This is a genomic window from Mesorhizobium sp. 113-3-3, assembly GCF_016756495.1.
GTDB lineage: Bacteria > Pseudomonadota > Alphaproteobacteria > Rhizobiales > Rhizobiaceae > Mesorhizobium.
The window spans coordinates 1,067,558-1,080,289 of record NZ_AP023243.1; the positions used below are offsets into that span (position 1 = coordinate 1,067,558).

The following is a 12,732-nucleotide window of genomic DNA, read 5'->3' on the forward strand; positions in this document are numbered from 1 at the left end:
CTTGCCGGACCTGCGTCCGGCGAGAAACCCTTCTCTTGCCAACGATCTTCGGTCCTGACGCATCATCGTGAGCCAGGGCGAATTCGCCAGATCAGCAGAGCGACCGCAAAGACATAGATCGCAAAGTCCACGCTATTTCTTCTGATCAGATAAATCACGTCCTTGCCGGACGGACTGTCCTGAGACTGCTTGTCCCTCGATTCGTTCGTGACCGGAATATTCGAAAACCCGGCCTCGGGAAATGCCCGCCTCAGGGCGACCTGGGACAGCCCGGAGAACTCGGTGACAAAGAACCACTTCATGCCGATGATCCGCTTGAGCACCTTCGTGAAATCCGACCAGGTGGGGGCGCGGTCGACGTACCACGTGTCCAGTATCTGGCGATAATGCGCGTTGTCCATGTATAGGCGCAGATTCGGGTTCTCGCTCCGGATAAACTCTGAAAAAGACTTGGTTCTGGCCTCTCTTACAGGTGCGGCGTCGACCTCGAGCATCTGCTCGAGATAGCTTTCGGGAACATTCTTTCTCCAGAAATTGTAGAGCGAGAAGATGCGGGACACCGGATTTCTGAAGTTCGTGACCAGGGCATGCCCGTCGTTCACCTCTTCGAAGACGCAATACCCATAGTGCCCGGCATAGTATTCATACCCCTTGAAGCGGGAATAATTTCTGCCGAGGTCGCGATATTGCTGAGGCGTATTCTCTATTTGCGGGGCAATAGCGTCGGGAGGGTACACGGATTCGAGCATCTGTTTGATCGATGAACCGCCGGCCTTCGGATTGTGGAGAAAGAAAAGTGGGAGCAACGCGTAACTTCATCAGCTGGATGGTCGGGAATGCGGAATCGAGGGTTGTTTTGTTCAGCGCCCCCGAAGGCGGCGCAAAGGCGATCTACTCCAGATGGCGGCGTGTGAGACGGCCGGATTTGTGCCCGGCCAAGAGCCAGTAGACCGAACCGGCGGCGGTGCCGGCCGTGGCGAGAAAGCCGAGAAAGCCCGGATTGAACACAAAGCCTCCGGCCGAGCCCGGGACGAGAACGCCAAAGGCGATGGAGGTGATCGCGCCCGTGACCGCGAAATAAAACCATCCCCGCAGCGAAAACCATTCGGCGACCAGGATCGCCGGTCCGACGATCACCAGCGCGCAGACCGCCACGGTCAGCACGGCGAGCGGGAAGGACCCCAGCCAATCGAAGGTGAAGACCAGGGACCAGTTGCCGTACTCGATCCCTTCCAGAAGCGTGATCAGCAGCACCGGCACCAGGATAGAGGTCAGCACGCCGGCGATGTAACCGACGGCTATCACGATGAAACGCTTGAACCCGGCGACGAGACGGCTCACGCCTCGCCGTGCCCCGCGATCATCATGGCTTCCAGCGCCAGCCGGTCCACTTTTCGCATGCGCTCGGATTCCGACTTCAGCTGGCCGCAGGCGGCGAGGATGTCGCGGCCGCGCGGCGTGCGGATCGGCGAGGCATAGCCGGCATTGTTGATGTAATCGGCGAATTTCTCGATGGTCTCCCAGTCCGAGCATTGGTAGTTGGTGCCCGGCCACGGGTTGAACGGGATCAGGTTGATCTTGGCCGGAATGCCCTTGAGCAGCTTGATCAGGCCCTTGGCGTCCTCGATGGAATCGTTGACGTCCTTCAGCATCACATATTCGAAGGTGATGCGCTTGGCGTTCGACAGGCCGGGATAGGCGCGGCAGGCGGCGATCAGTTCCTTCAGCGGATACTTCTTGTTGATCGGCACCAGCAAGTCGCGCAGATCGTCATTGGTGGCATGCAGCGAGATCGCCAGCATGACGCCGATCTCCTCGCCGGTGCGGAAAATCTCCGGCACGACGCCGGAGGTCGACAGCGTGATGCGCCGCTTCGACAGGGAAAGCCCGTCGCCGTCGGAAGCGATCAGCAGCGCCTTCTTCACCGCCTCGAAATTGTAGAGCGGCTCGCCCATGCCCATCATGACGATGTTGGACACCTTGCGGCCCTCGGCCGGGACAATGGCGCCGTCCGGCGTGTCGCGGTCGGGGAAGTCGCCGAGCCGGTCGCGGGCGGTGAGCAATTGCGCCAGGATCTCTTCCGCCGTCAGGTTGCGCACCAGCTTCTGCGTGCCGGTATGGCAGAACGAGCAGGTCAGCGTGCAGCCGACCTGCGAGGAGATGCAGAGCGTGCCGCGGCCTTCCTCGGGGATATAGACGGTCTCGATCTCGACCGGCCGGCCGGCGCCGCGCGGCGGGAAGCGGAACAGCCATTTGCGGGTGCCGTCGGAAGAGATCTGCTCCTCGACGATCTCGGGCCGCGCGACGGTGAAATGCTTGTCGAGCTCGGCGCGCAGGTCCTTGGAGATGTTGAACATGCCGGCGAAGTCGGAGACGCCGCGCACATACATCCAGTGCCAGAGCTGCTGGGCGCGCATCTTGGCCTGGCGCTCCGGCACGATGCCGGACGCGACGAGCGCCTCCGCGAGCTCGGCGCGCGTCAGGCCGATCAGCGACGGCTTCTCGGGCGCGGCTCGGGCGCGCAACGCGTCGCGGGCACCCTCAGTGGTGAGGTCGAAGGAAAGGGTCATGATCGCACTGATATAAGCGGTTTGCGGCCGATGTCATCCATCATGCCGGGAACTGAAGCGCGGCGCATAGCACAGGTTGAGGGCAGAGTCATGCCGGGGTAGGGGAATAGGGCAATAAGGCAGTAAGGCAGTAGGGCAGTAGGGCAGTAGGGCAGTAGGTTGGTCTGACTTCCTTAACTGCCTTACTGTCCTATTTCCCCCATCCCGAGGATCGACATGCCCGCCACATCGCGAAAATATCCCCTGTTTCGGCGCTCACGCGCCATGTGGGGCTCGCGGCGTGTGTGGCAGCCGCGGCTGGTTTTTTGGGCCGGTGCGGTGTCGATCGGCGTCATCAGCGTGCTGTTCGCGGTGCTGGCCGACAAGGCGCAGGCGCTGTTCCATGCTGTGATCGGCGATGGCGGGGGCTGGCGTTCCTATCTGCCGCTCGCGATCACGCCGCTCGGCTTCGTCCTGTGCGCATGGCTCGCCCATGCCTTCTTCCCGGGCTCGCAAGGCAGCGGCATTCCGCAGGCGATCGCCGCCCGCCATCTGCGCGAAGACGACGATCGCAATCATCTTCTGTCGTTGCGGCTGGCGGCGGGCAAGATCGCGCTCACCATCGTCGGCCTGTTCTGCGGCGCTTCGATCGGCCGCGAGGGCCCGACCGTGCAGGTCGGTGCCTCGCTGATGCTGCAGGCGGCGCGCTGGGGCGGCATGGCGCAGGCGCGGGGCCTGATCCTGGCCGGCTCGGCCGCCGGCATCGCCGCCGCCTTCAATACGCCGCTGGCCGGCATCGTCTTCGCGATCGAAGAGATGGGCCGCACCTACGAGGCGCGCACCAACGGGCTGGTGCTGACGGCGGTGATCCTGGCCGGCCTCGCCTCGCTCGGGCTGCTCGGCAATTACACCTATTTCGGCGTCTCGAAGGAGACGATCGCGTTTGGCGCCGAGTGGCCGCTGGTACTTGGCTGCGGCGTCATCGGCGGCGGCTTCGGCGCGCTGTTCTCGCTGCTGGCGCTGAAGATCACGCGGCGGATCCGGCGCTGGCGCACGCAGCAGCCCCTGGCTCGCGCGCTGCTGGTGGCCGCCGCCTGCGGGCTCGGCGTGGCGGTGATCGGCATCGCCTCGGGCGGGCTGACCTTCGGCACCGGCTACGCGCAGGCGCGCGGCGCCGTGGAAGGCACGCCGCTGCCGTGGTTCTTCTTTGCCGAAAAGTTCCTGGCGGGGCTGCTGTCGATGGTCTCGGGCATCCCGGGTGGCATCTTCGCGCCGTCGCTGGCGGTCGGCGCCGGCATCGGCAGTTCGCTCGGGCTGCTGTTCGGGGCCAGCGCGGGGGCCGCCGCGCTGCTCGGCATGGCCGGCTATTTCGCCGGCGTCGTGCAGGCGCCGATGACGGCCTTCGTCATCATCCTGGAGATGACCGGCAATCACGACAATGTCATCGCGCTGATGCTGGCCTCGATGCTGGGCTACGGCACGGCGCGCATGATCTCGCACGAGCCGCTCTATCACGCGCTGTCGCGCGTTTTCATCGCCGAGGCGATCCGGCGCCGGCGGGCGGAGGCGGTACCGGGATCGGGCCACGGCTGAAAGAAAAAGGCCGGGCTTGGTGGCCCGGCCTTTCATTTCAAAACGTGGCTTTGCCTATTTGCACTTGGCGATCGACGTCAGCGCCGCCGAAATGCCCTTCAGCGAGAAGACATAGGAGGTGGGATTGCCGCGGCCGGACTTCGCCGTCACCTTCATGTCGGTGCCGGTCTTCATGGCGGCGATCAGCACAGGTTCCTCGGCGGCGTTCTCGACCCAGGCCGACTTGCCGCGGGTGAACATCGAGAAGGACTTCTTGTCGATGGTGACGGTGGCCTTGGAGCCTTCCTGGAAATTGTAGCCGGCGATGAATTGCGGCTCGTAGGACACCTGCTGGCCGGGACGCTGGCTGACGAAGAAGAACATGTCGCCATGGTCGAGCGTCGGCGGCTGCTTGTCGGTCGGCACGGTGAGCACGTAGCAGACCTTGCCGCCCGATGCCTGGTAGCTGTAGGTGCCCCAGGCATTGTGCTGGCCGATCTTGGTCGCCTGCTGCGCCAGAACAGGCGCTGCCGAGGCCACCAGGACCAGACTTGAAACCAGTGCTATCAATCCGCGCATCGTCTTTCCCGTATTCCAAATGGTGCGGAGGCGGGCCGCATGGCGTCCTGCCGTCGCTTCATTTTGATTTAATCTGGGTTACCAAACGGTGAATTTCCCTCAAGAAAAGGACGCTCACCCCAGGAAACCGCCGCCATTCCCGCGCCGCCGCCTTGTCAGCAGCCGGCGCGACGTCCCTTGGGCGACTTGGAGGCCACGAAAGCGGCAAGAGTTTGACTTTTCAACCGCGCCGAAAAACGCCTCCATGCACAGGCCTGGCGCCGCGTGCCGACGCTCAGCCCTTGTCGGCGATGGCGTCCTTGGCGGCCTGGCGATGGGCCGGCGTGATGTGGGCGCTGACAGCGGTGATCGCGGCGGTCAGCACGGCGATGTCGTCGGTGAAACCGAGGCCGAAGATGAAGTCGGGGATGAGGTCCACCGGCAGGACGAAATAGCCGAGCGCCGCCACCAATATGCCCTTGGCGCGCAGCGGGGTGTTCTTGTCCATGGCGCAGTAATAAGCGGCGACGACCTCTTCCATGAACGGGATCTGCCGCGCGGCCTTCTTGGCGGTGCGCCAGAATTTCTCGCGCACTTCGCTCTCGCCGCCCAGCCTGTCGCCAAAGCCGAAGAAATCAAAACCGGGTTGTTGCGCCATCAATCACTCCTTGCGGGTCTCATGCGCGTCCTGGCGCATGCCTCGCGAAGGAAAATGTGGTGAAAGCCGGACCCGGCTGCAAGATGCCGGCGCCGATTTGGCGTCCCGTAGACGGCCAAGCGTACACTCAGCCGCCGAAATAGCGGTTCATCTTCTTCGCCAGTTCGATGTCGAGCGCCGTGACGCCGCCGGCGTCATGGGTGTTCAGCGTGACGTCCACGGTCTTGTAGACATTTGACCAGTCGGGGTGGTGGTCCATCTTCTCGGCGGCCAGCGCGACGCGGGTCATGAAGGCGAAGGCTTCGGAAAAATTCTTGAAGACGAAACTGCGCTTGATCGAGGCGCCGTCCGTGGCCAGCGACCAGCCGCCGAGTTCGGCAAGGGCTGCGGTGATGGCGTCCTTGCTGAGTTTTTCTCTCGTCATGATGAGTTCCCGTGCTATTTCGAATTTGACCCTCACCATAGTGCAAGTCGCCCAGAAGTGCTTTGCGTTTTGGGGTTCCAAATGCACAAACGGCGCATATCGAATGAGCATGAAGCCCATAAATTCCATTCTGTTCGTCTGCCTCGGCAACATCTGCCGGTCGCCGCTGGCCGAGGGCGTCTTTCGCGCCGTCCTGGCCGAGCGGGGCCGGGATATGCTGCTCGATTCGGCCGCGACCAGCGGCTGGGAGGTCGGCTCGGCGCCCGATCCACGCTCGATCGCGGTGGCCTTGCGTCACGGCATCGACATTTCCGGGCAGAGGGCACGCAAGGTCACGCCGCAGGATTTCTCCCGTTTCGACCTGATCCTCGGCATGGATCGCTCGAATGTCGCCGATCTCAAGGCGCTGGCGCCCGCGCGGGACCGGGTGCACCTGTTTCTGGAGTTCGCGCATGGACAGGCGCGTGACGTGCCCGATCCCTATTATGACGGGCCGGAGGCCTTCGCCGAGGTCTACCGCATGATCCGTGAAGCGTCGGAGGCGCTGGCGACACGGCTGGCGGCGCGGGCATCGTTGCCCGACAGCGGCCAGGCTTCCTCGACGATATAGGGGCCGCCGCCGACCGAATCGCGCGACGACATCAGGACGAAGCGGCCGATGCGGAAGGGCAGCGTCGAGAAATTGCCGCGCGCCGACAGATATTGCGCGACATCCAGCGGGCTCGAGTTGCGCAGCCGCGCCAGCGTGACATGCGGCATGAACTTGCGCGGATCGGCAGGGATGCCGAGCCGCTGGCAGATGCGCTCGATCTCGCCCTGAAGTGCTGCCAGATCGGGCGAGGCGGAGGCGCCGGCCCACACGGCATGCGGCTTTTTCTGGCCGAAAGCGCCGACACCGGACAAGGTCAGCGAGAAAGAGGGCCGGTGGACCCGGTCGAGCGCGTTGGCGATCTCATCGGCTACGTGACCGGGGACATCGCCGATGAAGCGCAGCGTCAGATGGTAGTTTTCGACATCGATCCAGCGGGCCCCGGGCAGGCCGCCCCGGAGCAGGGACAGCGAAAGGGCAGCATCACGCGGAATTTCGAGGGCGGTGAAAAGACGCGGCATGAAGAGCCTCCCTTCCTCGAATCGAACTGTCACCTATAGCGAATCATCGATAGCCTGACGGAGCAAGAGGTTTATTGGTCACAGGCCTTGCTAAAAACTTCCCTAACGGAAAGCGGTTCCGGCCGACCTCAGGTGCCTCCGGGCACCGCCGCAATGGCCCTCTCGACCGTCGGCAGGATGCGCTCGACCATCACGTCGACCCCTTTGGCGCTCGGATGCAGGCCATCCTCGAGTTGCATGCCGGGCTCGCCGACGACGCCATCGAGGAAGAACGGGTAGAGCGCGATATCGTATTTTTTCGCCAGCTGTGGAAAGATGGCGTCGAAGGCGGTCTGGTAGTCGGCACCGAGATTGGGGGCGGCGCGCATGCCGGCCAGCAGCACGGCGATCTTGCGTTGCTTGAGCTTGCCCAGCATCTCGTCGAGATTCTTCCTGGCGATATCGGGCAAGACGCCGCGCAGCATGTCGTTGGCGCCGAGTTCGAGGATGACCAGCTGCGTTCCGTCCGGCACCGACCAGTCGAGCCGCGCCAGGCCGCCGCTGGTGGTGTCGCCGGAGACACCGGCATTGGCGACGGTCACGTCACGGCCCTTGGCGCGCAGGGCGGCCTGGAGCTTGTCGGTAAAACCCTCGCCGGGCCCGAGACCGTAGCCCGCCATCAGGCTGTCACCGAAGCCGACGATCTTGAAGGGCTCGGCCCGCGCCGACGAAATGGCGCCGCAAAGGGCGAGGAAAAGGATCAAGCCTGCGGCTATCTGGCGTTTGAAAGACATGCGGCAGGCCCCATATGACCAAAAGATACTTCCGGGCGACCGCTTCCGGCAAGCAGAGCCTTCACGTTCCATATAGGACACTTTCATTTTGACAGAAGCCGTCATCGCGCTGAAAGACGTATCCCTGACGCTCGGCGAAGGCGCTTCGTCGGTCCATGTGCTGAAGGGCGTCAGCCTCGAAGTGGCGCGCGGCGAGGCGACCGGCATTGTCGGTCCGTCGGGGTCCGGCAAGTCGACATTGCTGATGGTGCTGGCAGGCCTGGAACGGGTCGATTCGGGTACGGTACGAATCGCTGGCGAGCTGCTCAACGGCAAAAGCGAGGACCAGATTGCTTCGTTTCGTGGCCGAAACATTGGCATCGTCTTCCAGTCCTTCCACCTCATCCCCAACATGACGGCGCTTGAAAATGTCGCCGTGCCGCTGGAACTGGCCGGCCATGCCGATCCGTTTTCGGTGGCGGCGCGCGAACTGGCGGCGGTCGGCCTCTCCGACCGCGTCACCCACTATCCCGGCGAACTCTCCGGCGGCGAGCAGCAACGGGTGGCGATCGCCCGGGCGCTGGCGCCGTCGCCGCGCATCCTCATCGCCGACGAGCCGACCGGCAATCTCGACCAAGCGACCGGGCGGCAGGTCGCCGACCTCCTGTTCGCCAAGGCGGCCGAACGCGGCATGACGCTGGTGCTGGTCACCCACGATCCGGCGCTCGCGGCGCGCTGTTCGCGGCAGGTGTCGATGCGATCGGGACGGATCGAAGCGCCGGCGCCGTCCTTGAAGGTCACCGCCTGATGCCGCTGGCGCAGACGCTGAAACTCGCGGTCCGCTTCTCGCTCAGGGAAATGCGCGGCGGCCTATCCGGCTTCCTGATCTTCCTCGCCTGCATCGCGCTCGGCGTCGCGGCGATCGGCGGCGTCAATTCCGTTGCCCGTTCGATCAGCGCCGGCGTCGCCGATCAGGGCCAGACGCTGCTTGGCGGCGATCTGCGCTTCCAGATCAACCAGCGCGACGCCAGCGAGGCCGAGCGCGGCTTCCTCGATGGGCTCGGCAGCGTTTCGCGCACCGCCAGCATGCGCTCGATGGCGCGCCTCGCCGACGGTTCGGACCAGGCGCTGGTCGAGGCCAAGGCGGTCGACGACGCCTATCCGCTCTATGGCGCGCTGGAAACCGAACCGAAGCTGTCGAAGCAGGAACTGTTCGGCGAAGAATCCGGCGTCTTCGGCGCGGCCGCCCCCGATCTGTTGTTCGAACGGCTGCATCTCAAGCCCGGCGACCGGCTGAAGCTCGGCACCGCGACCTTCGAATTGCGCGCCAGGCTGGTCACCGAGCCGGATGCCGTGTCCGACGGGTTCGGCTTCGCGCCAAGGCTGATGATCTCGACCGAAGGCCTGGCGGCCACCGGGCTGGTGCAGCCGGGCAGCCTGGTCGAAAACGCCTACAAGATCCGGCTGCCCGCCGATGCCGACGAAGCGCGGCTCAAGGCCATCCAGGATCAGGCGGCGAAGGATTTTCCCGAGGCCGGCTGGTCGATCCGCACGCGCAGCAATGCGGCGCCCGCGCTGTCGTCCAACATCGAACGCTTCTCGCAATTCCTGACACTGGTCGGGCTGACGGCGCTGGTGGTCGGCGGCGTCGGCGTCGCCAATGCGGTGCGCGCCTATCTCGACGGCAAGCGCGGCGTCATCGCCACCTTCAAGAGCCTGGGCGCTTCCGGCGGCTTCGTCTTTGCCGTCTATCTCGTGCAGATCCTGATCATCGCAGCCCTTGGCATTGTGCTCGGTCTCGTGCTCGGCGCGCTGATGCCGTTCGTGGCGAGTGCCGCGCTCCAATCCGTCATCCCGGTGCCGGCGGAGGGCGGCTTCTATCCCGGCGCGCTCGCCATGGCGGCGCTGTTCGGCCTGCTGGTGACGCTGGCCTTCGCGCTGCTGCCGCTCGGCCGCGCCCGCGACGTGCCGGCGACAGCACTGTTCCGCGAGATGGGCCTGGAAGGCCGCGGCCAGCCGCGCCCCGTCTATTTCGCGTCGGCGCTCGGCATCGCGCTGCTCTTGGCGGCGCTCGCCATCCTGTTCTCGGGCGATCAGCGCATCGCCTCGATCTTCGTCGGCGCCACCATCTTCGCTTTCCTGGTGTTGCGCCTGGTCGGCGCGCTGGTGCAATGGGCGGCAAGAAAAAGCCCGCGCGTGCGCTTCGTGGCGCTCAGGCTCGCCGTCGGAAACATCCACCGGCCGGGTGCCTTGACGCCGTCGGTGGTGCTGTCGCTGGGGCTCGGGCTGACGCTTCTGGTGACGCTGGCGCTGATCGACGGGAATCTCAGACAACAGATCTCGGGCAGCCTGCCGGAGCGGGCGCCGAACTTCTTCTTCGTCGACATCCAGGGCAGCGATGTCGACGCGTTCTCGGCGCTGATCGGCAAGGAAGCGCCAAAGGGGACGCTGGCCAAGGTGCCGATGCTGCGCGGCCGGGTGATGGCGCTCAACGGCGTCGATGTCGACAAGGTCAAGGTGCCGGCGGAAGGCGCCTGGGTGCTGAAAGGCGACCGCGGCCTGACCTATGACGCCAGGCAGCCGGAAAACGCGACGCTGACCGAGGGTAAATGGTGGCCGGACAATTATGCCGGCGAGCCGCTGGTTTCCTTCTCGGCGCATGAAGGCCAGGAGATCGGGCTGAAGCTCGGCGACACCGTCACCGTCAATGTGCTCGGCCGCAATGTGACGGCCAGGATCGCCAATTTCCGCCAGGTCCAATGGGAAACCATGGGCATCAATTTCGTCATGGTGTTCTCGCCCAACACATTCGCCGGCGCGCCGCATGGCTGGATGGCGACGCTGACTGAAAAGAGCGCCACCACGGCCGACGATGCGCGCATCCTCAATGCCGTCACCCGCGCCTTTCCGGCGGTGACGACGGTGCGGGTCAAGGATGCGCTCGATGTCGTCAACCGGCTGGTCGGCCAACTCGGCACGGCGATCCGCGCGGCGGCCGGCGTCGCGCTGATCGCTTCGGTTCTGGTGCTGGCCGGTGCGCTTGCCGCCGGCAACCGCGCACGCATCCATGACGCTGTGGTGCTGAAGACGCTAGGCGCCACCAGGCGAACGCTGATCACGGCATTTTCCCTCGAATACATGCTGATCGGATTGGCGACGGCCATCTTCGCGCTTGCCGCCGGCGGCATCGCGGCCTGGTACATTGTCGCGCGCATCATGACCCTGCCGTCGCATTTCATGCCGGAGGTGGCGGTGGCGACCATCGTCTTTGCGCTGGTGATCACGGTCGGCATCGGTCTCGCCGGCACCTGGCGGGTGCTCGGCCACAAGGCGGCGCCGGTGCTGCGCGATCTGTAATCTAAGGGCCGGAGCGGCCATTCCCGATTAAATCTTGGTAAGGATCCCGGTTGCAAAGCCCGGGAATCGGCCTTTCGGCCTCTCACGAACCGTTACATCCGGTTACGGTCTTGTTCTTGACGCGAATAACCATCATATTTCGCCATAGGCATGCTGGAGCCCCGCCAGCGGCGCCTGGGTCCGCAAGAGGCCCGACACCGGACGGGGCAGAAGCAATAGAGGATTCCAATGGCTGATCCCATTCGCAACTATCAGACGTCGGCGGTGCCCGGCGTCCGCGCCGACATCGATCAGGGTCTGCGCGCCTATATGATCAAGGTCTACAATCTGATGGGGCTTGGCCTCCTCATCACCGGCCTTGCCGCCGTCGGCACGATCATGCTGGCCACCACCACCGATCCGGCCTCGGCTGTCGCAACGCTGCCGACTGGCGAGATGTTGACCTCTTTTGGCGTTGCGATCTTCGGTTCGCCGTTGAAGTGGGTGGTGATCTTTGCCCCGCTGGCTGCTGTGATGTTCCTATCGTTCCGCGTCCAGTCGATGAGCGTTGCTGCGGCGCAGACGACGTTCTGGGTCTATGCCGGCCTCGTCGGCCTGTCGCTGTCGTCGATCTTCCTGATCTACACGCCAGCCAGCATCTCGCAGACCTTCTTCGCCACCGCCGCCGCCTTCGGTGCGCTGTCGCTGTTCGGCTACACGACCAAGCGCGACCTGACGGCGATGGGCTCGTTCCTGATCATGGGCGTGTTCGGCATCATCATCGCGTCGGTCATCAACATCTTCCTGCAGTCGTCGGCTCTGTCCTTCGCCGTCTCGGCAATCGGCGTGCTGGTCTTCGCCGGCCTCACCGCCTACGACACGCAGAAGATCAAGGAGATGTATTTCGACGGTGATGCTTCGGATGTCGCCGGCCGCAATGCCATCATGGGCGCGCTGAGGCTCTATCTCGACTTCATCAACCTGTTCATGTTCCTGCTGCAGTTCATGGGCGACCGCCGCTAAGGGGTCTGACTGGACCATCGGGTTTGGAAAGGGCGGCCCAACGGCCGCCCTTTTCTTTTGCGTCGGTCTTTGCTGTTATCGCAGGCACATGGAAGGCTTGCATAAAGAATGAGCAATATCGTGATTCGGGCGGCCAGCGCCGCCGACCTCGACACAATCAGCGAAATCTACGCCGACGCGGTGAGGCACGGCACGGCGAGCTACGAGCTGGAGCCGCCAAGCCGCGCCGAGATGGGCGCGCGATTCGCCACGCTCACGGACGGCGGCTTTCCCTATCTGGTGGCGGAGAAGGACGGCGCCGTGCTCGGCTATGCCTATGCCGGCGCCTTCCGGCCGCGCCCGGCCTATCGCTTCGTCGTCGAGGATTCGGTCTATGTCGCGCCTGAAGCCAAGGGCCAGGGTGTGGGACTCATGCTGATGCAGGCCTTGATCGCGACGGCCCAGGCGGCGGGCTTTCGCCAGATCGTAGCGGTGATCGGCGACGGCCATGCCGACAGCGCCTCGGTCAGGCTGCACGAAAAGCTCGGCTTTCGCCATTCAGGCCGGCTCGAAGGTTCCGGCTACAAGCACGGGCGCTGGCTGGACACGGTGTTCATGCAGCTGTCGCTGAACGGCGGTGCGTCACTGCCGCCCGATCCGGCCTCGCTGCCGGAACGGAAGTTTCGGGGAGGGAAAGAGGAATTGAAGAACTGAGGAATTGAAGGACTGAAGAAAAATGAAATAATATCAGGTGTTTAGCGCCTCAATTCC

Annotated in this window: 14 protein-coding genes; 6 read left to right on the forward strand and 8 right to left on the reverse strand. The window is 64.3% G+C overall.

Translation table 11 applies throughout. The features are described from left to right. Window positions 1–62: 62 nt before the first annotated feature. The 3 genes from JG746_RS04990 to rlmN form a co-directional block, all read right to left on the reverse strand. The gene (locus tag JG746_RS04990) at window positions 63–806 is read right to left on the reverse strand and encodes a sulfotransferase family 2 domain-containing protein (RefSeq protein ID WP_202357158.1); all 744 of its coding nucleotides are present in this window, start codon (window positions 804–806) and stop codon (window positions 63–65) included. An 85-nt stretch (window positions 807–891) separates the two neighbouring features. After that, a complete protein-coding gene (locus JG746_RS04995; protein ID WP_202357159.1) occupies window positions 892–1,341 on the reverse strand; it encodes a hypothetical protein in 450 nt (149 codons plus the stop codon). After that, the gene (gene rlmN / locus JG746_RS05000; RefSeq protein WP_202357160.1) at window positions 1,338–2,570 is read right to left on the reverse strand and encodes a 23S rRNA (adenine(2503)-C(2))-methyltransferase RlmN; all 1,233 of its coding nucleotides are present in this window, start codon (window positions 2,568–2,570) and stop codon (window positions 1,338–1,340) included. Before rlmN ends, JG746_RS04995 begins: the two co-directional genes overlap by 4 nt. A gap of 216 nt (window positions 2,571–2,786) precedes the next feature. Between rlmN and JG746_RS05005 the strand changes: the two genes are divergently transcribed. Beyond that, entirely contained in the window at window positions 2,787–4,142 is a 1,356-nt protein-coding gene (locus tag JG746_RS05005) for a chloride channel protein (protein WP_202357161.1), read from the forward strand. Window positions 4,143–4,196: 54 nt separating this feature from the next. Here the strand turns inward: JG746_RS05005 and JG746_RS05010 are convergent, their stop codons facing one another. From JG746_RS05010 to JG746_RS05020, 3 genes are all read right to left on the reverse strand, one after another. Continuing rightward, window positions 4,197–4,700 carry an invasion associated locus B family protein gene (locus JG746_RS05010; RefSeq protein ID WP_095774831.1) on the reverse strand — a complete coding sequence of 168 codons (504 nt, stop codon included), beginning with the start codon at window positions 4,698–4,700 and terminating at the stop codon, window positions 4,197–4,199. 274 nt (window positions 4,701–4,974) lie between these two features. After that, window positions 4,975–5,337, reverse strand: coding sequence for a YkvA family protein (locus JG746_RS05015; protein WP_202357162.1), 363 nt, complete (start codon window positions 5,335–5,337; stop codon window positions 4,975–4,977). A gap of 127 nt (window positions 5,338–5,464) precedes the next feature. Beyond that, window positions 5,465–5,761 (reverse strand): 4a-hydroxytetrahydrobiopterin dehydratase, encoded by a 297-nt coding sequence (locus JG746_RS05020; RefSeq protein ID WP_202357163.1) that lies wholly within the window; start codon window positions 5,759–5,761, stop codon window positions 5,465–5,467. A gap of 103 nt (window positions 5,762–5,864) precedes the next feature. Between JG746_RS05020 and JG746_RS05025 the strand changes: the two genes are divergently transcribed. Then, window positions 5,865–6,371, forward strand: coding sequence for a low molecular weight protein-tyrosine-phosphatase (locus JG746_RS05025; protein WP_202357164.1), 507 nt, complete (start codon window positions 5,865–5,867; stop codon window positions 6,369–6,371). Here JG746_RS05025 and thpR read toward each other — a convergent pair. Next, a complete protein-coding gene (gene thpR, locus JG746_RS05030) occupies window positions 6,275–6,871 on the reverse strand; it encodes an RNA 2',3'-cyclic phosphodiesterase (protein ID WP_202357165.1) in 597 nt (198 codons plus the stop codon). The two genes, JG746_RS05025 and thpR, sit on opposite strands and share 97 nt — an antisense overlap. Window positions 6,872–6,999: 128 nt before the next feature. Then, complete coding sequence (locus tag JG746_RS05035; RefSeq protein WP_202357166.1) at window positions 7,000–7,644, reverse strand: arylesterase; 645 nt, start codon at window positions 7,642–7,644, stop codon at window positions 7,000–7,002. Between the two features lie 88 nt (window positions 7,645–7,732). Here JG746_RS05035 and JG746_RS05040 point away from each other — a divergent pair, with 88 nt between their 5' ends. The 4 genes from JG746_RS05040 (at window position 7,733) to JG746_RS05055 (ending at window position 12,675) form a co-directional block, all read left to right on the forward strand. Next, window positions 7,733–8,431, forward strand: a complete 699-nt coding sequence (locus JG746_RS05040) for an ABC transporter ATP-binding protein (protein WP_202357167.1) — start codon at window positions 7,733–7,735, stop codon at window positions 8,429–8,431. Beyond that, window positions 8,431–10,980, forward strand: a complete 2,550-nt coding sequence (locus tag JG746_RS05045) for an ABC transporter permease (protein ID WP_202357168.1) — start codon at window positions 8,431–8,433, stop codon at window positions 10,978–10,980. Before JG746_RS05040 ends, JG746_RS05045 begins: the two co-directional genes overlap by 1 nt. Window positions 10,981–11,208: 228 nt before the next feature. Continuing rightward, window positions 11,209–11,982: a Bax inhibitor-1/YccA family protein gene (locus JG746_RS05050; protein WP_202357169.1), complete on the forward strand. Its 774-nt coding sequence runs from the start codon at window positions 11,209–11,211 to the stop codon at window positions 11,980–11,982. Between the two features lie 108 nt (window positions 11,983–12,090). Then, complete coding sequence (locus tag JG746_RS05055) at window positions 12,091–12,675, forward strand: GNAT family N-acetyltransferase (protein ID WP_202357170.1); 585 nt, start codon at window positions 12,091–12,093, stop codon at window positions 12,673–12,675. The last annotated feature ends 57 nt before the right edge of the window (window positions 12,676–12,732 follow it).

What these genes read in the sequence shown, in the direction of transcription:
- thpR (WP_202357165.1), bottom strand. Translation starts at nt 6,871, where the DNA reads ATGCCGCGTCTTTTCACCGCCCTCGAAATTCCGCGTGATGCTGCCCTT.
- JG746_RS05025 (WP_202357164.1), top strand. Translation starts at nt 5,865, where the DNA reads ATGAGCATGAAGCCCATAAATTCCATTCTGTTCGTCTGCCTCGGCAAC.
- JG746_RS05015 (WP_202357162.1), bottom strand. Translation starts at nt 5,337, where the DNA reads ATGGCGCAACAACCCGGTTTTGATTTCTTCGGCTTTGGCGACAGGCTG.
- JG746_RS05020 (WP_202357163.1), bottom strand. Translation starts at nt 5,761, where the DNA reads ATGACGAGAGAAAAACTCAGCAAGGACGCCATCACCGCAGCCCTTGCC.
- JG746_RS05005 (WP_202357161.1), top strand. Translation starts at nt 2,787, where the DNA reads ATGCCCGCCACATCGCGAAAATATCCCCTGTTTCGGCGCTCACGCGCC.
- JG746_RS05010 (WP_095774831.1), bottom strand. Translation starts at nt 4,700, where the DNA reads ATGCGCGGATTGATAGCACTGGTTTCAAGTCTGGTCCTGGTGGCCTCG.
- JG746_RS05045 (WP_202357168.1), top strand. Translation starts at nt 8,431, where the DNA reads ATGCCGCTGGCGCAGACGCTGAAACTCGCGGTCCGCTTCTCGCTCAGG.
- rlmN (WP_202357160.1), bottom strand. Translation starts at nt 2,570, where the DNA reads ATGACCCTTTCCTTCGACCTCACCACTGAGGGTGCCCGCGACGCGTTG.
- JG746_RS05035 (WP_202357166.1), bottom strand. Translation starts at nt 7,644, where the DNA reads ATGTCTTTCAAACGCCAGATAGCCGCAGGCTTGATCCTTTTCCTCGCC.
- JG746_RS05055 (WP_202357170.1), top strand. Translation starts at nt 12,091, where the DNA reads ATGAGCAATATCGTGATTCGGGCGGCCAGCGCCGCCGACCTCGACACA.
- JG746_RS05050 (WP_202357169.1), top strand. Translation starts at nt 11,209, where the DNA reads ATGGCTGATCCCATTCGCAACTATCAGACGTCGGCGGTGCCCGGCGTC.